We start from the raw sequence: 20,382 nt of genomic DNA on the forward strand, positions 1-20,382 counted from the left end.
CCGCTGGCATCTGTAGGTGCCAGCCAAAGAGTTTGTGGGGCATCTCTGTCAGGGTAGGTGCCCCTTTTTTATGCGAAGCTGGATTTTTAAATGACCGATGTCTTACTGAGCCTGCAAGGTATCCACAAACGCTATGGCGCTACCTACGCGTTGCGCGGGGTGGACCTGGAACTGCGGGCCGGAGAAGTGCTGGCCCTGGTCGGCGAGAACGGTGCGGGCAAGTCCACGCTGGTCAAGCTGCTCACCGGTGTGGTGCCAGTGGACGAAGGCACGATCACGCTGAACGGCGAGGCCCACACCTTTGCCAACGCCCAGGCCTCGCAGGCCGCGGGCATCTTGGCGGTGCACCAGGAAACGGTGATGTTCGACGAACTCAGCGTGGCCGAGAACATTTACGTCGGGCGGCACCTGATGCGCGGCCCGTTCATCCACTGGGCGGAGATGAACACCCAGGCCCAGTTGGTGCTGGGGCAAATCGGCGCCCGCTTCAACGCCACCACGCTGGTCAAAGACCTGAGCCTGGCCGAGCGGCACCTGGTGGAGATTGCCCGGGCCTTGTCGCAAAAAGCCTCAGTGGTGATCCTGGACGAGCCCACCGCGGCCTTGTCGCAGGCCGAGATCCGCGACTTCTACGGCATCGTGCGCAAGCTGCGGGCGCAGGGCGTGGGCGTGATCTTCATCACCCACAAGTTCGACGAGATTTTTGCCGTGGCCGACCGCTATGTGGTGCTGCGCGACGGCACCACCGTGGGCAGCGGCGCGATTGCCGACGCCAGCGAACAGGAACTGATCAAGCTGATGGCCGGCCGCGCCATCGACCAGATCTACCCGCAGATCAACTCGCAACCCGGCGAGGTGGTGATGACGGTGCAAGCCCTGTCCCACCCCACCGAGTTCCACAACATCGGCTTTGAACTGCGCCGCGGCGAAATCCTCGGCTTTTACGGCCTGGTGGGCTCGGGCCGCAGCGAGGCCATGCTGGCCATCATGGGCCTGAACCCCGCCGCCCACGGCAACTTTGTGGTGAACGGCCAGAAGCTCAACGCCCGCCGCCCCGGCGACGCAATTGCGGCTGGCATCGCCTATGTGCCGGAAGAGCGCCAGCGCCAAGGCGGCATTCTGGACTTCTCGGTAGAACACAACATCAGCCTGGCCGGCCTGAGCCGCTTTTCGCGCGGCATCTGGCTGTCCAAGCTACGCGAGTCGACACTGTGCCAGCGCATGATCGAACGCCTGCGCATTAAAACCCATTCGCCCGACACCCTGCTGTCCGGCCTGTCGGGCGGCAACCAGCAAAAGGTGGTGATCGCCAAATGGCTGGGGCTGGACCCGCGCATCGTGATCCTGGACGAGCCCACCAAGGGCATCGACGTAGGCGCCAAGCAGGCGGTCTACCAGCTGATTGCCGAGATGGTCGAGCAAGGCCTGGCAGTGATTCTGGTGTCGAGCGAATTGCCCGAAGTCATGCACCTCGCGCACCGCACCATCGTGATGCGCCGCGGCGTGCAGGTGGCCGAATTTGAACGCGGCAGCGTGCCGGCCGAGCAGATCGTGTCCGCCGCCTCGGGTCTGGGCACTGCGCCCGCCGCCCCACCCCATAACCCCATACCGGCCCCCAACGTACGGGCCGTGGTCCTGGAGAAACTAGCAGCATGAAACACTGGACTTCTATCCGACGCGAATGGCTGCTCTTGGCCATCATCGTCGCCATCGCCCTGGCCGTGGGCGCGCGCGCCCCGGTGTTCCTGACCTGGCGCAACGGCATGGACATTGCCAACGACTCGGCCATTCTGGCCATCTTGGTGATGGGGCAGATGCTGGTGCTGCTGACCCGCGGCATCGATCTGTCGGTGGCCTCGAATCTGGCGCTGACCGGCATGGTCTGCGCGCTAATCGGCAAGGCCTGGCCGGGTGCTTCGGTGCCAGTGCTGCTACTGGTGGCGCTGGCCGTAGGCGCACTGCTAGGTGCCGTCAACGGCTGGCTGGTGACCCGCTTTGATCTGCCACCGATTGTGGTGACGCTGGGCACCATGTCGGCCTACCGCGGCGCGATCTTTGTCGCCAGCAAGGGCGCCTGGGTGTCGGACCAGGACATCCACCCCGTCATCAAGGGCTTGCCGCGCGAGGTTTGGCTGGGACTGCCGGCGTTGGTATGGTTTGCCATCGCGGTGCTGGTGGCTGCAGCCGTCTTTTTGAAGCTGCGCCGCGAAGGCCGCGAGATCTACGCCCTGGGCGGCAACCCGCACGCCGCAGCCTACGTCGGCATCTCGGCACGCAAACGGTTGATGATGGTCTACACCTTGTCCGGCATGCTGGCCGGACTGGCCGGGCTGCTGTGGGTCGGGCGCTATTCGATTGCCTATACCGAACTCGCCGCGGGCTATGAGCTGACCGTGGTGGCGGCCTGCGTGATTGGCGGCGTCAGCATCGGTGGCGGCGTGGGCACGGTACTCGGCGCGGCGCTGGGCGTACTGTTCATCGGCGTAGTCAACGGCGCGCTGCCCGTGATCCAGGTGTCGCCGTTCTGGCAGCAGGCGATTGCCGGCGCAGTGATTTTGATCTCCGTCACGGTGAATGCGCGTTCCGAGCGCCGCGCCGGCCGCCAGATTCTGGAGAGCACAACAAGCACATTGAAAGGGGCCGCGGCATGAAAGCCTGGAACACATGGGAGCGCGTGCTGCTAGGCCTGCTGGTCTTGCTGCTGGTGGTATTCGGCTACACACAACCGGGCTTCATCTCCGCCGACGCCCTGGCCGACAGCACTTTCAACTTCAGCGAAAAAGGCATCTTGGCGCTGGCACTGGCCTTGCTCATCATCACCGGCGAGATCGATTTGTCGATTGCCGCCATCCTGGCCCTGAGTTCGCTGGCCATGGGCTATGCGATGAAGGCCGGTGCCGGCCCACTGGTCATGACCCTGGCGGCGTTTGCCACCGGCGGTATCGCCGGCGCGGTGAACGGCGTGCTGGTCACCCGCTATAAGCTGCCGTCCATCGTAGTGACCATCGGCACCTTGTCGCTGTACCGCGGCCTGGCCATGGTGGCGCTGGGCGACCAGGCAATATCTGGCTACCCCGAGGTGTTCTCAACACTGGGCAACAGCTATCTGGGCGAGGTGGTCGGCGTGCGCTGGCTGATCATCCCTATCGAATTCGCCATTCTGCTGCTCGGCGCGGTGCTGGTCGGCGTAATGCTGCACCGCACGGTGCTGGGCCGCAAGCTGTACGCGATTGGCGCGAACCCTGTGGCCGCGCGCTTCTCGGGCATCGAGGCCGACCGCTACCGCATGGCGCTGTTTGTGTTCGCCGGCCTGATGGCCGCGCTGGCCGCCATCATGCTGACCGGGCGCATCGGCAGCACGCGGCCGAACATCGCCATGGGCTGGGAGCTGGACGCCATCACCATGGTGATACTGGGCGGGGTAGCCATCCAGGGCGGGCGCGGCAGCATTGTGGGCACCATGCTGGCGGTACTGCTGCTGGGCCTGTTCACCTTTGCCATGGGCATGGCGAACGTCACCGGCATCGTGATGTCCATGGTGATCGGCGCGCTGCTGATCGTGTCCATGGTGCTGCCCAAATTGTTCAAGCGCCGGAGGGTGCTGGCATGAGCAGCGAAAAATTCGCCTTCCGCATGTTCCTGCATCCCGGCTGCGTAGCGGAGTACAAAAAACGCCATGACGAAATCTGGGGCGAGCTGGTGGACCTGCTGAAAGCAGCCGGCATCAGCGACTACAGCATCTATCTCGATGAAGAACACCACGTGCTGTTCGCCGTGTTGCGCCGCACACCCGGCCACACGATGGCCGACCTGCCCCAGCACCCGGTGATGCAGCGCTGGTGGGCCTATATGGGCGATTTGATGCGTACCCACCCCGATGGCAGCCCGGTGGCCGAGCCCCTGCCCTGCCTGTTCCACCTGGATTGAACGCGATGCTGGATCTGACCCTGGTCATCGACATCGGCAAAAGCCACGCCAAGCTGCTGCTGGTAGACGACAGCGGCGAAGTGCTGGAGCAGCACGGCCGCAAAAATGCGCCCGTCACCGCACCGCTGGGCTACAGCGCGCTCGATATTGGCGGCCTGACCGACTGGATCTGCAGCACCCTCGCAGCCTCCCGCCTGACCCGGCGCTGCGCCCGTGCCATCACCAGCACCCACGGCGCGGCCTTCGTCGCGCTGGATGGCCAAGGCCTGGCCTGGCCGCCGCTGGACTATGAATTCGACGGCTACGCCAGCCAGACCAGCGCGCTGCACCAGGCCTACCAGGCACAGCGCGATGGCTTCGACGCCACCTTGTCGCCCGACCTGCCCATGGGACTGAACGCCGCACGCCAGCTGTACTGGCTGCAGCACACGCACCCGGAGGCCTGGGCACGCAGCCGCACCCTGCTGCCCTATCCGCAGTACTGGGCCTGGTGGCTCAGCGGCGTGGCGGCCAGCGAGGTTTCATCCCTAGGCTGCCATACCCAGCTGTGGCTGCCCGACGCGCACGGCTATTCGCAGCTGGCCCAAACCCAGGGCTGGGCCGCGCTGTTCGCGCCGCTGGCACCCGCCTGGCAGGTGCTGGGCCCGGTACGACTCGAGCTGGCCGAAGCCCTGGGCTTGCCGAAGACCTGCGAAATCCATGTCGGCGTGCACGACAGCAATGCCTGTCTGGCGCGCTACCTGGCCAGCGACCAAGACCTGACCGTCGTGTCCTCTGGCACCTGGACCGTGCTGATGGCGCCCGACGCGCCTACCGCCACACTGGACGCCGAACGCGACATGCTGTGCAACGTCAACGTGCGCGGCCAGGCCACGCCCACCGCGCGCTTCATGGGCGGCCGCGAATTCGCGGCGCTGCTGGACGGCGCACCGGCCGACCTGGGCACGCCAGCAGATGTGACCGAACTGCTGCACAGCCAAACCCTGGCCCTGCCCAGCTTTGCGCCCCAAGGCGGCCCGTTCATGCAGCACACAGGCCAGGTACTGCGCGCCGGCCAGCCTGTGGACTTGCAAGCGCTGGCCCCGGCAGCACGCTCGGCACTGGCCGCGCTCTACTGCGCCCAAGTCACCGCCTGGCTGGTGGGCCAACTACGGCCCGGCAACCCCGCGTCCACCGTGGTCATAGAAGGCCCGCTGGCCCGCAACCCGCTGTACCTGGGCCTGTTGCAGGCGCTGCTGCCCGGCCACCACTGCTGCGCCAGCCTGGACGCGATGGAAGGCACGGCGCGCGGCGCCTGGATACTGAGCCGCTGGACCCAGCCCTCGGCCGCCCAGCAGCTGCAAGCCGTACAGGGCCTGGATCTGCCCGATCTGCTGCCGTACCACGCCGACTGGTGCGCACACCTTCACACATTTTGAAACACATTTTGCTATTGAATAAATAGCTACTTGCGCCGGTGGAATATGCGCTAGCAGCGTATTTTCCTTAGAACCTGACCATCCCGTTTAACCGGCTTGTCAACGCAAACCTCTATCATGTCGGCCAATGACTGCGCCGCGCCTGCACATCCATTCCCTGCTCGATGCCACCACGGTGGGCGCCCAAGAGGACATGGGGCCGCCGCCCGCCTTTGCCGTGCCCGGCGGCAGTTTTGGCGCCTACACGGTGCTGGAGCTGGTGTACCAAGGCCGGCGCTCGGTGGTGGTGCGCTGCCTGCACGCGGGCGTTCCCACGGTGGTCAAGTTTCTGCGCCGGGCCCGGCTCGGGCCGGGCGACGTGGCGCGGTTTCGGCGTGAATACGAGCTGTCGCGCCGGGTCCAGCATGCCAACATCGTCAGCGCCGAAACCCTGGACAGCCACGGCGGCGTGCTGTTCCTGGCCATGCCCGACGACGGCGCCGCATCGGTACGTGCCCTGCTGCGCAACGGGCCACTGCCACTGGCCGACGCACTGCGCACCACCATTGCGGTGGTCGACGCGCTGCAGGCCATCCACGCCCAGGGCATCCTGCACAAGGACATCGCGCCGGGCAACATCATTGCCCATCTGGCTAAGGGCACGGTCAAGCTGATCGACTTCGGGATCGCCGCCGACATGTCGGTCGAGCGGCCACAGGCCACCAACCTGCGCGAGCTGGAAGGCACGCTGGCCTATATGGCGCCCGAGCAAACCGGCCGCATGAACCACGACCTGGACTACCGGGCCGACTTCTACGCGCTGGGCGCCACCCTGTTCGAGATGCTGACCGGCCGCCCGCCATTCGGCAACCCCAGCGACCCGGTGGAGGCCGTGCACGCCCACCTGGCCATCGCCCCGCCGCCGCTGCTGCCGCTGCGCCCCGACGCGCCACCGGTGCTGGCCGCCCTACTGGCGCGCCTGCTGGCCAAGGAGCCCGAGGCCCGCTACCAGAACCACCATGTGCTGCGGCGCGACCTACAGCAAATCCTGCAACAGCTGCAGCAGCCCGAGGCGCTGGCCGGCCTGGTGCTGGCCCAGGGCGATTTGTCCGAACGCTTCCAGGTGTCTGGCCGACTCTACGGCCGGGCCGAGGACATCCGCCACATGGTCGAGGTATTCGAGTCGGCCGCCCGCGGCACGGCACGCACTATCACCATCGCCGGGGTCTCCGGCATCGGCAAAACCGCGCTGGTCCACGAGGTGCAGCGCAGCCTGCTGGGCCACCGCGGCCAGATGGTCAGCGGCAAGTTCAACCAGTTCGGCCAGCACACGCCTTGTGCCGCGTTTTTGCAGGCCCTGGAGCAGCGCGCCCGCCAGGTGCTGGCCCTGCCGCCGGCCGAGCAGGCTGTGTGGCGCGAAGCGCTGCTGCAGCGGCTCGGCCCGAATGCGGCGATTGCCCAAGCCGCCCTGCCCGAGCTGGGCGTGCTGCTCGGTGACACGCTGCCGCCGGTGGTGGCGCTCGGCCCCACCGAGTCCGAAAACCGATTCTTGCGCAGCATGCAGCTGTGCTTTGCGGCGCTGGCCAGTGCCAGTACACCGCTGGTGGTCTTCATCGACGACCTGCAGTGGGCCGACCGCGTGTCGCGCCGCCTGCTGCGCGAGCTGGCGCTGGACGACGGCCTGCAGCACCTGCTGCTGATCGGTGCTTACCGCGCAGGCGAGGTGCCCCCCGAACACCCGCTGGCCCAGGACCTTGCCGCGCTGGCCGATACCGGCGGCCGCTGCCTGGCGCTCAGTGTGGGCGCGCTGCAGCCCGATGCCGTGGCCCAGCTGCTGGCCGACAGCTTGCAGCAGCCGCTGGCCGAGGTACAGGCCCTGGCCCAGCTGTGCGTTGAAAAAACCGGCGGCAACCCCTTCTTCCTAGGCCGCTTCCTGGAGGATTTGCACCGCCGCAACCTGATCTGGCTGGACCGTAGCCAGCCGCGCTGGTGCTGGTCCGAAGAGCGCATCCGCAGCGAGCGGATTGCCGACAACGTGGTGGCGCTGATGCTGGAGCAGCTGCGCCGCCTGCCGCCCGATACTGGCACCGTGCTTACCACCGCCGCCTGCCTGGGTAGCCGGTTCGCGCTGGCCGCCCTGGGCGTGGCCTGCCAGCGCCCCGATGCCGCCGTGCTGCAGGCACTGGGGCCGGCACTCGAAGCCGGCCTGCTGGTACCGCAAGACGCGCGCTACAAATGGATCTCCATGCTGGACGCGGTGGAAAGCCAGGGCCTGCGGGTTGAGTTCGCGTTCGTGCACGACCGGGTGCAGGAAGCCGCCTACCTGTTGGCCACGCCCGCGCAGCGCCCGGCCCTGCACCTGCGCATCGGCCGGCTGCTGCGCGACGGCAGCGCGCGCGGCACCCCGGATTTCGCCGTGGTCAACCACCTGAACCAGGGCCAGGCCCTGATGCTGGACGCCGAAGAGCGCGTACAGTTGGCCGGCTTCAACGCCCGCGCCAGTCGGCTGGCCAGCGACGCGGCCTCCTTCGACCTGGCCGCCGGCTATGCCACCCAGGCCATCGCCTTGTACGGTGATGCCCACTGGAGGCGCCAACCCGAAGCCGCGCTGGACCTGCATGTGCACGCCGCGCGCATGGCCGCGCTGAAGGGCGATAGCGCGGCCATGGACGGCTTCATCGAAGCCGCCCTGCCGCATGTGGCCGAGCCCGCGGCCCGCGCCCGGCTGCTGGACGTGCGCATCGAATCCTTCTACGCATCTGGCCGGCTCGACGAAACCCTGGAGCTGGGGCTGGCCGTGCTGCGCCTGCTGGGCACGGCGCCGCCGGCCGCCGCCACGCCGGCCGAGGCCATGCAGCTGGTGGCAGCCACCCGCGACGAGATCGAAGCCCTGGGTTTTGCCGCCCTGGCCGCCCGGCCCGCCATGACCGACCCGCTGTGCCTGCAGCAACTCAATGTGATCGCCAAGATGACGGCCGCCGCCTACATCGCCCGGCCCGCGCTGCTGCCACTGCTGACCGTGCTGCAGGTACGGCTGATGGTGGCCCGCGGCCATGCGCCGGCAGCACTGTCGGCCTATTCGGTGATGGGTTTGATGGTGGCCGAATTCCTGCGCGACTACCGCTTTGGCTACCAGCTCGGCCGCATGTCCATGGAGCTGCTGGAGCGGCACAGCTGGCGCCATGTGCATGCCCATGCGGGGTTTTCGTTCAACGCTTTTTTGCGGCACTGGATCGAAGGCATCTCCAGCGGCCTGCCGGCGCTGATGCAGGTACACCACGACGGCCTGGAAACCGGCAGCCTGCGCCATGCAGGCCTGGGCCTGTATGTGCACGACTACCACGCCTTTCTGGCCGGCACACCGCTGGCCGAGCTGGAGGCATCGCTGGAACACCATGCCGCCACGCTGCGCCGCATCCGCCAGCCGGTAGCCCACGACTACCTGGCTGCGTTGCGCGAGACTGTCCGCGCGCTGCGCCAGCCGCGCTTTGCCGACCCACCGCTGGAGCATGCGCAGTTCTCGGCCCAGCAGCTGGCCCAGACCTATACCGCCCGCGCCGACCAGACCGGCGCCATGTTCCTGCACGCCTGGCGCTGCATGCTGCACACGCTGGCTGGTCAGCCCGAAGCCGCGGTGGCGGCGGGCGACGCCGCACAACAACTGTTCACCGCCGGCCGCGGCATGGTGATGGTGCCGTTCTGTGTTTTCTTTACTGCCATGGCCGCGCTGGCCTGCAGCCACCAGGACGGCACGGCCCGCGAGCGCTGCACCGCCGCACTGGAGCGCCTGACGCTCTGGGCCCAGACCTGCGCCGACGTGCGGCCGCTGCGCCATCTGCTGCGCGCCCGCATGCTGCTGGCCGGCCTGCTGCAGCAAGACAACGGCCCCGCCGATGGGCTGGCCGAGCTGGATACCGCCCAGGCTGCGGCGCAGCACACCGGCAACCTGCTGCTGCTCGGCCTGGTGCACTGGCAGCGTAGCCAGGCCCTGGCGCACAGCGCGCCCGGCTCGGCCGCAGTGGCCGCGGAACGGGCCGAGGCCCGCACCATCTTCCTGCGCTGGGGCGGCCGCGCCCTGGTGGACAGCATGGACAGAATAGACCGGGAGGCCGAACAACCGGCCAACCCGTCCGCCCCCTTGCCCCCTCTGGCCGGCGACACCCTGCTGGCGGTGCCCGACAGCTCGCTGGACCTGGCCAGCCTGATGAAGAACGTGCAGGCCGTCACCGGCGAGATCGCGCTGGACATGCTGCTGGCCCGCCTGCTACACGTGTTGCGCGAAAGCGCCGGTGCCAGCCGCGCGGCCATCGTGCTGCGCGACCACGGCCTGTGGGTGCTGCAGGCCGACAGTGGCGGCGCCAACGGCCCGCGGGTGCTGGAATGCCTGCCGCTGGAAGAAGCCGGCAGCCGGCTGCCGCTGGAAATCCTGCGCACCGTGCTCAGTACCGCGGCCCCGGTGCTGGTGCACGACGCCGCACTCGACCCGGCCTGGCGGCGCCTGCCCTACTTCGGCGAACGCGCGGGCCGCTCGGTGCTGTGCATGCCGCTGGTGCGCCAGGGCCGGGTGGTGGGGGCGCTGTACCTGGAGAACCTGGCGGTCAGCGGCGCTTTTTCACCCGAGCGCATCCTGTTCCTGGAGTTGCTGTCGGGCAATGTGGTGAACGCCATCGACAACGCCCGCCTGGTGGCCGAGCTGCGCAGCCTGGCCGACACGCTGGAGCAGCGCGTGGCCGAACGCACCCGCGAGCTGCGCGAGAGCGAGGGCCGCACCCTGGCGATCCTGCAGAACGCGCCGCTGCCGATGACCGTGACCCGCATCGCCGACAATGTTTTCGTCTACGCCAACGAGCGCGCCGCCGAACTGGCCGGCATGCCGGCCGCCGCCCTGCTGGGACGCGACCCGCGCAGCATGTACCGCACGCCCGAAGACCGCGACCGGATGATGGAACAGTACCGCCGCGAAGGCGTGCTGCGCGACTACGAAATGTGCCTGGTGGTCGGCAATGGGCGAACTGTCTGGGCGCTGATCTCCATGGTGCCCATCATTTACGACGGCCAGCCCTGCGCGCTGGCCACCGTCGTCGACATCACCGAGCGCAAATCCATAGAAACCGCGCTGCGCCAGGTGGCCAGCACCGACAGCCTGACCGGCATGGCCAGCCGCAGCCACTTCATGGAGCGTGCCGAGACCGAGCTGGCCCGGGCCCGGCGCCACGGCCGGCCGCTGGCCATGGTGATGCTCGACGTGGACCACTTCAAGCAGATCAACGACCGCTTTGGCCACGCCATGGGCGACGAGGTGCTGCGCATGCTGACCCGCACCTGCCGGCTGCTGGTGCGCCAGCAGGACGTGATGGGCCGGCTGGGCGGCGAGGAATTCAGCGTGCTGATGCCCGAAACCGACAGCGCAGAGGCGTTGGCGCTGGCCGAACGCCTGCGCACCGCGCTGGAAACCATGCCCATGGCCAGCGTGCGCGGCGAGGCGGTGTCGGTGACGGCCAGCTTCGGCATCAGCAGCCTGCGGCCCGACGATTCGCTGGACAGCCTGCTGGCCCGGGCGGACGCCGGGCTGTATCTGTCCAAGCACGCTGGCCGCAACCGCGTCAGCTGCGCGGACTAGTTGCTCCTGTTTTGATAGTGTCTCGCGCAGGTACTGGCTGCGCGCAAGCCTTGTTTTTCATATAAGCAGCTGCGAAAAAGGGATATCCGTCTGCATTTACACTAGCCGGGTGCGCACCAAAAGGTGTGCCAAGCGTTCTCAGGGCGGGGTGTAATTCCCCACCGGCGGTAATAACAGCAATGTTTAGCCCGCGAGCGCCTGCAGATGGTCAACCATCCGCAGGGTCAGCAGATTCCGGTGCGATTCCGGAGCCGACGGTGATAGTCCGGATGCAAGAGAACGCGTCCCTTACAGCCCTTCGCCGTGCGCGGCGGTGGCTGCGCGGGTGCGCGTGCGTCCTGGGTTGGAAACTTTTTTGTTTTGACACCCTATGACTACGACTATCCAACTCTCCGCCCCCGTCCGTATCGCCTTTGTGCAAGCCAGCTGGCATGCCGACATCGTCAACCAGGCCCGCGACGGCTTTTTGAGCGAAGTGGCGCGCCACGGCATTCCGCGCGACGCGATCCAGATCTTTGAATTGCCCGGGGCTTTTGAGATTCCGCTGCATGCCAAGAAGCTGGCCCAGTCCGGCCAGTTCGACGCCATCGTGGCTTGCGCCCTGGTGGTGGACGGCGGTATCTACCGCCACGAGTTCGTCGCCAACGCGGTGATCCAGGGGCTGATGACGGTGCAGCTGGATACCGGCGTGCCGGTGTTCTCTGCGGTGCTGACGCCGCACCACTTCCACAGCAGCGACGAGCACCAGCAGTTCTTCAGCCAGCACTTTGTGCACAAGGGCGCTGAAGTGGCCCAAGCCTGCTTGAAGACGGTTGCCAGCCTGCGCCAGCTACCCGCCTAATTTGCCTTAGTGCAGCATCAAGGTGCGTTCGCCTTTGCACTTGCCGGCGCGCGCCGGTGGGCTGCACAGGCCGCACACGTACTGGCGGGGGTTCTCGTACAGCTCGGTGACGAACTTGCCGCCGCAGCCGCTGCACTGGGTCATGTTGAGCATGTTGGCATCGACAAACTTAACCAGGCGCCAGGCGCGGGTGAAGGACAGCAGCGGGTCCACCTCGGCGGCCACGATCTGCTCGCTGTACAGGCGGTAGGCCTTGGTCAGGATGTCGATCGAGTCCATGTCCATGCTCTTGGACAGGTATTCGTAGATGTTCAGGAACAGCGAGGAATGGATGTTCTCTTGCCATGACAGGAACCAGTCGGTGGAGAACGGCAGCTGGCCCTTGCTGGGTGATTTGCCCGACACCTCTTTGTACAGGCGCAGCAGGCGCTCGTAGGACAGATCGGTTTCCGACTCCAGCACCTGCATGCGGGCGCCCATGCGGATCAGCGCGGCGGCGCGCTCGATCTGCTGGGAGTCTTGCAAGACGCTCTTGGGGGCCTTGGCAGGGGCTTTTTCGACAGCTGCAGCGGTAGACATCGGGTGCTCCTTACAGAACTTCGGCCACGCGGCCAGCCATCAGGATGTTGGCATGCAAGGTGTTGGTGGCGGGGTTGCCCACCTTCTTGATGTCATGGTTGGTCAGCAGGCTCCAGACCAGGCTGTCTTCGACGCGGAAGTGGCACAGCAGCATATTGCCGGAGGCCAGTTTGAGGATCTGCGCGGCCGACAGCGCACCCAGGATGTCGGCAGCTTCTTCGTTGATGCCCAGGCGGAACAGAGCTTCGGCCTTGTCTTGCCGGATCAGGCTTTGCGCCAGCATGAGGTACGTCAGATTGGCCTCGCGGATTTCGGCAATGATCTGTTCGCTGTTCATGGTGATGTCCTTTGGGTCTTACCCGGTTCGGGCTGCATCGCGCTTATCGCAATGTGCTTTTTCCCGATCCGTTGAAATGGATTGTGAATACCCGCCAATCAAAAATTAAGTCGGGGGAGCGCCATACAGAAGGTCAGTTTTTTACCACCCCGTGTAAGGCTTTACCTTACACAACAGACACAAAACCTTACGTCAGCTCGGGCACCGGGCCCCGCCCCATCAGAGACGCAACCGCGTCAGCCGGGCGGATGCGTCCGTCCAGCAAAGCCACCACACTGTGGGTGATGGGCATGTCCACGCCCAGGCTGTGGGCGCGCTGCGCCACAGTGCGGGCGCTGTACACGCCCTCGGCCACGTGGCCCAAAGAAGACACCGCCTGCTGCAAGCTCTGGCCCTGGGCCAGCAGCAAACCTACCTGGCGGTTCCGGCTCAGGTCGCCGGTAGCGGTCAGCACCAGATCGCCCAGGCCTGACAAGCCCATGAAGGTCTCGGCCCGGGCCCCCAGAGCCAGGCCCAGGCGCGTCATCTCGGCCAGGCCACGGGTAACCAGCGCCGCCCGGGCGTTCAAGCCCAGGTGCAGGCCGTCACACAGGCCGGTGGCGATGGCCAGCACGTTCTTCACCGCACCGCCAACTTCGACCCCGGCGACGTCGTCGCTCGCATAGACCCGCAGGGACGGGCTGTGGAAAGCCGCCACCAGCGCATCGCGCACCTCGGCACGGGCACTGGCCGCCACCAGGGCGGTGGGCTGGCCGCGCGCCACTTCCTGGGCAAAGCTGGGGCCGCTGAGCACGCCGTAGCCGGCGACTTCATTTGCTATTAATTCAGTAGCTAGCTGCGCACGTATTTCATGCGCTAGCAGCCCATAAGGCATGGAACTTGGAGGCTCGAAGCCCTTGCACAGCCAGGCCACCGGCGCGCTGCAGGCGGCGGTGTCGCGCAGCATCTGGCGCAGGCCGGACATGGGGGTGCCGATGATCACCAGGTCTTGCCCGGCCACCAGGTCGCCCAGGTCTGCTGGCGCATCGGCGCGCAGCAGCAATTCGGCGGGCAAGGGGATATCCGGCAGGTAGCGCTGGTTGCAGCGCTGGGCTTGCATGGCCGCGGCCTGCTCGACGCTGCGGGCCCACAGCGTCACCGTGTGGCGGGCCAGGGGGTTCTGGCAGGCGCTGATGGCCAGCGCAGTCCCCCAGGCGCCCGCGCCCAGCACAGCGATCTTCATAGCAGGCCCGGCGCTCGCTGCAGGCTTACTGCAGGGTGGCGGTAGGCGCTTCGGCAGCCGCTGCAGCCGCGTTGGCTTGCTGCTGTTCGTACATCGCCTGGAAGTTGATTTCGGCCAGGTGCACTTGCGGGAAGCCGGCGCGCTGGACGATGTCGGCCACGTTGCTGCGCAGGTAGGGGTAGACGATTTGCGGGCAGGCGATGCCGATGATCGGGCCCATCTGCTCTTCCGACATGTTGCGGATTTCAAAAATGCCGGCTTGCTTGGCTTCGACCAGGAACACGGTTTTGTCGCCGATCTTGGTCTGCACGGTAGCCGTCACAGCCACTTCGAAAATGCCTTCGGCCACGGGGTTGGCTTCCACGCCGAGCTGGATTTCCACGCTGGGCTGGGCCGGGTCGAGCAAGATGCCGGGGGAATTGGGTTGCTCCAGCGAAGCCTCTTTCAGGTAGACGCGTTGGATCTGGAATACGGGATCTTGTTGGTCGGACATGGAATTCTTTCAGTTCGGATCAAAAACAAAGCCCGCCGAAACAGCTCGGCGGGCTAAAAAAGCAGACGGATTATTGCCGATCGGCAAGACCGTTCAGGCGGCGTTCAAAAGCGGCAGCAAGCCACCCCGGCCGTCCAGCGCCACCAGGTCGTCGCAGCCGCCAACATGGGTGTCGCCGATGAAGATTTGCGGCACGGTGCGGCGGCCCGTCATTTCCATCATGGCCATGCGGGCCTCGGGCTGCTGGTCCACGCGGATCTCGTCGATCAGCTCGACGCCCTTGCTTTTGAGGATTTGCTTGGCCCGGATGCAATACGGGCAAACGGCGGTGGTGTACATCTTGACGGCTTGCATGGACAGCTACTTTCAGCGGATAAAACGGGGGATGAAGTCTTTAGCTGAGGCTGGCTCAGGCTTTTTCAACCGGCAGATTGGCTTCTTTCCAGGCCTTCAGGCCGCCGCCCAGCACTTCAGCCTTTTCGTAGCCCAGCTTCTTGGCAATCGCCAAGGCCCGTTTAGCCCGCGCACCGCTGGCGCAAACCAGGATCAACGGCAGGGATTTGTTCTTCACGGTGGCCGCGAGCTTGTCTTCCAGCTGGCCCAAAGGCACATTCTTGGCGCCGCCCACGTGGCCGGCGGCAAACTCTTCAACCTCGCTCACGTCCACCACCACTGCTTTTTCACGGTTGATGCGTTGCACTGCGCCGTTCGGGCTCAGGGCTCCGGCATTGGCGCCGCCCACCAGCAGAGGCCAGAGCAACATCCCGCCAGAGGACACCGCCACCGCTATCAACATCCAGTTGTCCAGTAAAAACTTCACTTTGCACCTTTATTTATGGGTTACCCGGGACTGTCCCGAAGCGGTAGATTTTAGAATGGCAAGTTGCTAGCCTGTTCGAGGCTGCATTTTTGGCCTCTATTTATCCACTCTGCCCCTCTGCGCCATGTACAAACTCGTTCTGATCCGCCACGGCGAATCCACCTGGAATCTTGAAAACCGCTTCACCGGCTGGACCGATGTGCCCCTGACCGACACCGGCATCGCCCAGGCCCAGAACGCCGGCCGCCTGCTGAAGGCTGACGGCTACGAGTTCGACGTGGCCTACACCAGCGTGCTCAAGCGCGCCACCCACACCCTGTGGCACTGCCTGGACCAGATGGACCGCACCTGGCTGCCCGTGGTGCACAGCTGGCGCCTGAACGAACGCCATTACGGCGCGCTGCAAGGCCTGAACAAAGCCGAAACCGCCAAGCAGTATGGTGACGACCAGGTGCTGGTCTGGCGCCGCAGCTACGACACGCCGCCGCCGGCGCTGGAAGCCACCGACCCGCGCAGCGAGCGCAGCGACATCCGCTACGCCAAGCAGTCGCCCGAGCAGATTCCGCTGACCGAATGCCTGAAAGACACCGTGGACCGCGTGCTGCCGTTCTGGAACGAAGCCATGGCCCCGGCCATCAAGGCTGGCAAGCGCGTGGTACTGGCCGCCCACGGCAATTCGATCCGCGCGCTGATCAAGTACCTGGACAAAATCTCCGACGACGACATCGTGGGTCTGAACATCCCCAACGGCATCCCGCTGGTGTACGAGCTGGACGCCAACCTGCAACCGATCCGCCATTACTACCTGGGCGACGCCGAAGCCGCTGCCCAGGCCGCCGCCGCCGTGGCCGCCCAAGGTCAAAAGAAATAAGCTTCAAAAAGGTTTACACGGAACGTATCCACCCGAATGGATATCAACGTGTATATTGATAAGGACACCTGCTGTCCCCAAGTCCAGGGCGCAAACCCGGGATTTGGGAATGGCAGGTGTTCTGTGACAGTGACTTGAAAGATGCTTATGGGCCAGAAACTCAAAATTACCGGTTGGATTGCCGCCGGTGCCATTGCCGGGGCCTTGACGACGGTCTCGCTGCAAACCGTCGCACGCGGTGCGATGGCGCCCTTGCCGCTGGAGGAACTGCAGCAGCTTGCGGCCGTCTTTGGCATGGTCAAGACCGACTATGTCGAGCCGGTAGACGAGAAAAAGCTCATCAGCGACGCCATTTCCGGCATGGTGGCCAGCCTGGACCCCCATTCCCAGTACTTTGACAAGAAGTCGTTCAAGGAATTCCGCGAAGGCACGACGGGCCGTTTTGTCGGCGTAGGCATAGAAATCACCCAGGAAGACGGCTTGGTCAAGGTGGTTTCGCCCATCGAAGGCTCGCCCGCCTTCCGCGCCGGCCTCAAGCCCAACGACCTGATCACCAAGATCGACGATACGGCGGTCAAAGGCCTGGCACTGAACGATGCCGTGAAGAAAATGCGCGGCGAACCGAATACCAAGGTCAACCTGACCATCTTCCGCAAGGACGAGAACCGCAGCTTCCCCGTCACCATCACCCGCGAAGAAATCCGTACCCAGTCGGTGCGCGGCAAGGTGGTCGAGCCCGGTTATGCCTGGATCCGCCTGAGCCAGTTCCAGGACCGTACGGTGGAAGACTTCGCCCGCAAGATCGAAGACATCTACAAGCAGGAACCCAAGCTCAAGGGCCTGGTGCTCGACTTGCGCAACGACCCGGGTGGCCTGCTGGATGCGGCTGTCGCCGTCTCCGCCGCCTTCCTGCCGGAAAACGTGACCGTGGTGTCCACCAACGGCCAGTTGGCCGACAGCAAGTTCACCTACAAGGCCTCGCCCGAGTTCTACCAACGCCGCGGCGCCGATCCGCTGGCCCAGCTGCCCGCTGCCCTGAAGAAGGTGCCGCTGGTGGTGCTGGTCAACGAAGGATCGGCCTCGGCCAGCGAAATCGTGGCCGGCGCACTGCAGGACTACAAACGCGGCACCATCATGGGCAGCCAGACCTTTGGCAAGGGCTCGGTGCAAACCGTACGCCCGCTCGGCCCGGATACCGGCCTGAAGCTGACCACCGCACGCTACTACACGCCTAGCGGCAAGTCGATCCAGGCCAAGGGCATCGTGCCCGACGTGATGGTCGACGACACCGAAGAAGGCAGCCCGTTCGCAGCCCTGCGCATGCGCGAAGCCGACCTGGAAAAGCACCTGAACAGCGGCCAGGGCGAAGAGAAAAAAGACGAAGCCCGCGAGAAAGCCCGCGAAGAAGCGCGCAAAAAGCTCGAAGCCGAAGCCTTGAAGCCCACGCCCGAACGCAAGCCCACGCCCGAGTTCGGCAGCGACAAGGACTTCCAGCTGCTGCAGGCCATCAAACAGCTCAAAGGCCAGCCAGTGCTCGTAAGCAAGACCATGACCGAGCGCAAGGAAGAGAAGAAAGAAAACTAGCCTGGTACGCCGACCGGCGGCACCCGCGCACCCCAAAGCCCCGCTCTGCGGGGCTTTTCACATGGCCCATCACAATCACACGATGAACGACGACCAACTGCTGCGTTATTCGCGCCACATCCTGCTGGACGATATCGGCATCGAAGGCCAGGAAGGCTTGTTGGCCGGGCACGCACTGGTCATCGGTGCCGGCGGCCTGGGCTCCCCCGTTGCCCTGTACCTGGCGACTGCGGGCGTGGGCCAGATCACCCTGGTGGACCACGACACGGTAGACCTGACCAATCTGCAGCGGCAAATCGCCCACAGCATGGAGCGCCTCGGCCAGCCCAAGGTGGAGTCGGCACGCAGCGCCATAGCGGCCATCAACCCCGAGGTGCAGGTCCAGGCGATCAATGCCCGGGCCGACGCCGCCCTGCTCGACCGCCTGGTCGCCCAGGCCGATGTGGTGCTGGACTGCTGCGACAACTTCGCCACCCGGCATGCAATCAACGCCGCCTGCGTGCAGCACCGCAAGCCGCTGGTGTCGGGCGCGGCCATCCGCATGGACGGGCAGATCAGCGTGTTCGACCCGCGCACGGCCGACTCGCCCTGTTACGCCTGCGTGTTTCCACCAGATGCCGATTTTGAAGAAACCCGCTGCGCCGTCATGGGCGTGCTGGCGCCATTGGTCGGCATCATCGGCGCCATGCAGGCCGCCGAGGCCATCAAGCTGCTGAGCGGCGCCGGCACTTCGTTGGCCGGCCGACTGCAGATGCTGGACGCCCGCAGCATGGCCTGGAACGAGATCCGGATTCCGCGTGATCCGGCTTGCAGCGTCTGCGGTACATTCCATAGGGTCTAGCCGCTTACTCCTATTTTCATAGCTACCCACGCAATCCATACCTGCGCCAGATGCCTAAAACCCTTGTAACTTCTGCATCCAGCGCGCCATGAACCGCACAGCGCGACTGCAACGCTGGTTCCCGTTTCTTGCCTGGCCACGGCCAGACCGCAGCACCCTGGTAGGCGAGCTGTGGGCCGGCCTGACCGTCGGCATGATGGTGATCCCCCAGGGCGTGGCCTATGCGGCCCTGGCCGGCATGCCACTGGTGACCGGCATTTACGCATCGATGCTGCCCGCGCTGGTGGCGGTGCTATGGAGCTCGTCGACCCGGTTGTCGGTCGGACCTACGGCCTTGAGTGCGCTGCTGGTCGGCAGTGCGCTGCTGGGCATGGCCGAGCCGGGCAGCGCGCAATGGGTCACCTTGGCGGTCTGGCTGGCTTTGCTGTCAGGCCTGCTGCAGATCGTGCTGGGGCTGGGCCGGTTTGGCTGGCTGATGAACCTGGTCAGCGCCCCAGTGCTCACCGGCTTCACCCAGGCGGCGGCGATTCTGATCCTGCTGTCGCAGCTGCCGGCCTTGATCGGCCTGGATGGCGCACTCGGCAGCTTGCTGCAGCAGCCGCACATCAACCTGCAGGCCATGGCCTTCGGCCTGGGCGCGCTGCTGGTGCTGGTATTGGGCAAGCGTTGGTTTCCACGCTTCCCGGTGCTGATGGCGCTGGTGGTGGCCTGTGCGCTGCTCAGCGAGGTGCTGGGGTTTGCCCAGGCCGGCGGCGCCGTCGTCGGCACCCTGCCCGCGGGCCTGCCGGCGCTGCAGCTGCCGGCGGCGCTGTCCTGGTCGCAGTTCGGCGCCCTGGCCCTGCCGGCCATGGTGCTGACGCTGATCAGCTTTCTGGAAACCGCCTCCAGCGCCAAGGTGGACAACCAGCGCGGCGGCACTCGCTGGAACGAAAACCAGGACCTGATTGGCCAGGGGCTGGCCAAGATCGCATCCGGCCTGTGCGGCGCCTTCCCTACCAGCTCGTCGTTTTCGCGCTCGGCCATCAACCTGTATGCCGGGGCCAAAACCGGCTGGGCCACCATCTTCTCGGTGCTGCTGGTGCTGCTGGTCTTGCTCTGGCTGACCCCTGCGCTGTACCACCTGCCACAGGCCGTGCTGGCAGCGGTGGTGGTGGCCGCGGTATCCAGCCTGGTGCAACCCGCCGAGCTGCGCCGCATCTGGCGCGCAGCCCCGGTGGAAGCCATCACCTGCGCCACCACTTTTGTGTTGACGTTGGCCACCGCGCCACGCTTGTACTGGGGCGTGCTTGCCGGTTTGCTGATGGGCTTGTCGCACTTTCTGTACCACCGGCTGCACCCGCGCATCATCGAGATCGGCCTGCACCCCGACGGTAGCCTGCGCGACAGGCACCTGTGGAATCTGCCACTGCTGGCGCCCGACCTGTACGCGCTGCGCATGGATGCCGAACTCGACTTTGCCTCGGCCAGCAGCCTGGAGCGGGCCATCATGGAACACCTGGCACTGCACCCCGAGGTGCAGCAGATCTGCCTGTTTGCCCAGCCGATCAACCGCATCGACGCCACCGGTGTGGAAACCTTTGGCAAGCTGCGCCATATGCTGGCACAACGCGGCACCACCTTGCATCTCAGCGGGATGAAGCTGCCGGTGGAGAGCGTGCTGCGCCGGGCCGGAGAACTGCCTGCGGCTGCCCTACCCCAAGGCTTGCTGCGCCTGCACCGCACTGACCACGAGGCCTTGCTGGCTCTGCAGCCGACCCACGAGGACTTCACGATTTGACGCGGTGTGGCCGCTTAGCTGCTTACGCGCCCAACGCCCACCCAACCCCGCGCAGAAACAGTGTATGCAGTGT

17 protein-coding genes and 1 riboswitch are annotated in these 20,382 nt (G+C 65.8%); of the genes, 11 read left to right on the forward strand and 6 right to left on the reverse strand.

Annotated elements, in window-relative coordinates:
• The first annotated feature begins 90 nt into the window (after positions 1–90).
• The 7 genes from BLT66_RS04365 (at position 91) to BLT66_RS04395 (ending at position 11,785) form a co-directional block, all read left to right on the forward strand.
• Positions 91–1,656 (forward strand): sugar ABC transporter ATP-binding protein, encoded by a 1,566-nt coding sequence (locus tag BLT66_RS04365; protein ID WP_092756059.1) that lies wholly within the window; start codon positions 91–93, stop codon positions 1,654–1,656.
• A complete protein-coding gene (locus BLT66_RS04370) occupies positions 1,653–2,651 on the forward strand; it encodes an ABC transporter permease (protein ID WP_092756061.1) in 999 nt (332 codons plus the stop codon). The genes BLT66_RS04365 and BLT66_RS04370 overlap by 4 nt, the downstream gene beginning before the upstream one ends.
• Positions 2,648–3,610, forward strand: coding sequence for an ABC transporter permease (locus BLT66_RS04375; RefSeq protein ID WP_092756063.1), 963 nt, complete (start codon positions 2,648–2,650; stop codon positions 3,608–3,610). Before BLT66_RS04370 ends, BLT66_RS04375 begins: the two co-directional genes overlap by 4 nt.
• Positions 3,607–3,927, forward strand: a complete 321-nt coding sequence (rhaM, locus tag BLT66_RS04380) for an L-rhamnose mutarotase (RefSeq protein WP_092756065.1) — start codon at positions 3,607–3,609, stop codon at positions 3,925–3,927. The genes BLT66_RS04375 and rhaM overlap by 4 nt, the downstream gene beginning before the upstream one ends.
• Positions 3,928–3,932: 5 nt before the next feature.
• The gene (locus BLT66_RS04385) at positions 3,933–5,345 is read left to right on the forward strand and encodes an FGGY family carbohydrate kinase (protein WP_092756067.1); all 1,413 of its coding nucleotides are present in this window, start codon (positions 3,933–3,935) and stop codon (positions 5,343–5,345) included.
• 127 nt (positions 5,346–5,472) lie between these two features.
• Positions 5,473–10,944 (forward strand): diguanylate cyclase, encoded by a 5,472-nt coding sequence (locus BLT66_RS04390; protein WP_092756069.1) that lies wholly within the window; start codon positions 5,473–5,475, stop codon positions 10,942–10,944.
• Positions 10,945–11,074: 130 nt separating this feature from the next.
• Positions 11,075–11,229, forward strand: a riboswitch (FMN riboswitch).
• Between the two features lie 85 nt (positions 11,230–11,314).
• Positions 11,315–11,785 (forward strand): 6,7-dimethyl-8-ribityllumazine synthase, encoded by a 471-nt coding sequence (locus BLT66_RS04395; protein ID WP_092756071.1) that lies wholly within the window; start codon positions 11,315–11,317, stop codon positions 11,783–11,785.
• Between the two features lie 6 nt (positions 11,786–11,791).
• On the opposite strand, the gene flhC is transcribed toward BLT66_RS04395, so the two are convergent.
• The 6 genes from flhC to BLT66_RS04425 form a co-directional block, all read right to left on the reverse strand.
• A complete protein-coding gene (gene flhC / locus BLT66_RS04400) occupies positions 11,792–12,364 on the reverse strand; it encodes a flagellar transcriptional regulator FlhC (protein WP_092756073.1) in 573 nt (190 codons plus the stop codon).
• Positions 12,365–12,374: 10 nt separating this feature from the next.
• Positions 12,375–12,701 (reverse strand): flagellar transcriptional regulator FlhD, encoded by a 327-nt coding sequence (gene flhD / locus BLT66_RS04405; RefSeq protein ID WP_092756075.1) that lies wholly within the window; start codon positions 12,699–12,701, stop codon positions 12,375–12,377.
• Between the two features lie 187 nt (positions 12,702–12,888).
• Positions 12,889–13,923: an NAD(P)H-dependent glycerol-3-phosphate dehydrogenase gene (locus tag BLT66_RS04410; protein WP_092756077.1), complete on the reverse strand. Its 1,035-nt coding sequence runs from the start codon at positions 13,921–13,923 to the stop codon at positions 12,889–12,891.
• A gap of 25 nt (positions 13,924–13,948) precedes the next feature.
• A complete protein-coding gene (gene secB / locus BLT66_RS04415) occupies positions 13,949–14,416 on the reverse strand; it encodes a protein-export chaperone SecB (RefSeq protein WP_092756079.1) in 468 nt (155 codons plus the stop codon).
• Between the two features lie 93 nt (positions 14,417–14,509).
• Positions 14,510–14,770, reverse strand: coding sequence for a glutaredoxin 3 (gene grxC, locus BLT66_RS04420; RefSeq protein WP_092756081.1), 261 nt, complete (start codon positions 14,768–14,770; stop codon positions 14,510–14,512).
• A gap of 55 nt (positions 14,771–14,825) precedes the next feature.
• Positions 14,826–15,236, reverse strand: coding sequence for a rhodanese-like domain-containing protein (locus BLT66_RS04425; protein ID WP_092756083.1), 411 nt, complete (start codon positions 15,234–15,236; stop codon positions 14,826–14,828).
• A 124-nt stretch (positions 15,237–15,360) separates the two neighbouring features.
• On the opposite strand from BLT66_RS04425, the gene gpmA reads away from it, so the two are divergent.
• The 4 genes from gpmA to BLT66_RS04445 all read left to right on the forward strand — a co-directional run bounded on the left by gpmA (position 15,361) and on the right by BLT66_RS04445 (position 20,309).
• Positions 15,361–16,107: a 2,3-diphosphoglycerate-dependent phosphoglycerate mutase gene (gene gpmA, locus BLT66_RS04430; RefSeq protein ID WP_092756085.1), complete on the forward strand. Its 747-nt coding sequence runs from the start codon at positions 15,361–15,363 to the stop codon at positions 16,105–16,107.
• Between the two features lie 147 nt (positions 16,108–16,254).
• Positions 16,255–17,691 carry a S41 family peptidase gene (locus BLT66_RS04435; protein ID WP_092756087.1) on the forward strand — a complete coding sequence of 479 codons (1,437 nt, stop codon included), beginning with the start codon at positions 16,255–16,257 and terminating at the stop codon, positions 17,689–17,691.
• An 82-nt stretch (positions 17,692–17,773) separates the two neighbouring features.
• Positions 17,774–18,532 (forward strand): HesA/MoeB/ThiF family protein, encoded by a 759-nt coding sequence (locus tag BLT66_RS04440; RefSeq protein WP_092756089.1) that lies wholly within the window; start codon positions 17,774–17,776, stop codon positions 18,530–18,532.
• An 88-nt stretch (positions 18,533–18,620) separates the two neighbouring features.
• Positions 18,621–20,309 (forward strand): SulP family inorganic anion transporter, encoded by a 1,689-nt coding sequence (locus BLT66_RS04445; protein WP_092756091.1) that lies wholly within the window; start codon positions 18,621–18,623, stop codon positions 20,307–20,309.
• Positions 20,310–20,382: the final 73 nt, after the last annotated feature.

The sequence above is a fragment of the Rhodoferax sp. OV413 genome (assembly GCF_900104385.1).
GTDB lineage: Bacteria > Pseudomonadota > Gammaproteobacteria > Burkholderiales > Burkholderiaceae_C > Rhodoferax_B.

Bases quoted from the DNA above. Each gene is read 5' to 3' on its own strand.
- BLT66_RS04390 (WP_092756069.1), top strand. From the start codon at position 5,473: ATGACTGCGCCGCGCCTGCACATCCATTCCCTGCTCGATGCCACCACG.
- BLT66_RS04365 (WP_092756059.1), top strand. From the start codon at position 91: ATGACCGATGTCTTACTGAGCCTGCAAGGTATCCACAAACGCTATGGC.
- BLT66_RS04385 (WP_092756067.1), top strand. From the start codon at position 3,933: ATGCTGGATCTGACCCTGGTCATCGACATCGGCAAAAGCCACGCCAAG.
- secB (WP_092756079.1), bottom strand. From the start codon at position 14,416: ATGTCCGACCAACAAGATCCCGTATTCCAGATCCAACGCGTCTACCTG.
- BLT66_RS04395 (WP_092756071.1), top strand. From the start codon at position 11,315: ATGACTACGACTATCCAACTCTCCGCCCCCGTCCGTATCGCCTTTGTG.
- gpmA (WP_092756085.1), top strand. From the start codon at position 15,361: ATGTACAAACTCGTTCTGATCCGCCACGGCGAATCCACCTGGAATCTT.
- BLT66_RS04445 (WP_092756091.1), top strand. From the start codon at position 18,621: ATGAACCGCACAGCGCGACTGCAACGCTGGTTCCCGTTTCTTGCCTGG.
- BLT66_RS04410 (WP_092756077.1), bottom strand. From the start codon at position 13,923: ATGAAGATCGCTGTGCTGGGCGCGGGCGCCTGGGGGACTGCGCTGGCC.
- BLT66_RS04375 (WP_092756063.1), top strand. From the start codon at position 2,648: ATGAAAGCCTGGAACACATGGGAGCGCGTGCTGCTAGGCCTGCTGGTC.
- rhaM (WP_092756065.1), top strand. From the start codon at position 3,607: ATGAGCAGCGAAAAATTCGCCTTCCGCATGTTCCTGCATCCCGGCTGC.
- BLT66_RS04440 (WP_092756089.1), top strand. From the start codon at position 17,774: ATGAACGACGACCAACTGCTGCGTTATTCGCGCCACATCCTGCTGGAC.
- flhC (WP_092756073.1), bottom strand. From the start codon at position 12,364: ATGTCTACCGCTGCAGCTGTCGAAAAAGCCCCTGCCAAGGCCCCCAAG.
- flhD (WP_092756075.1), bottom strand. From the start codon at position 12,701: ATGAACAGCGAACAGATCATTGCCGAAATCCGCGAGGCCAATCTGACG.
- BLT66_RS04435 (WP_092756087.1), top strand. From the start codon at position 16,255: ATGGGCCAGAAACTCAAAATTACCGGTTGGATTGCCGCCGGTGCCATT.
- BLT66_RS04370 (WP_092756061.1), top strand. From the start codon at position 1,653: ATGAAACACTGGACTTCTATCCGACGCGAATGGCTGCTCTTGGCCATC.
- grxC (WP_092756081.1), bottom strand. From the start codon at position 14,770: ATGCAAGCCGTCAAGATGTACACCACCGCCGTTTGCCCGTATTGCATC.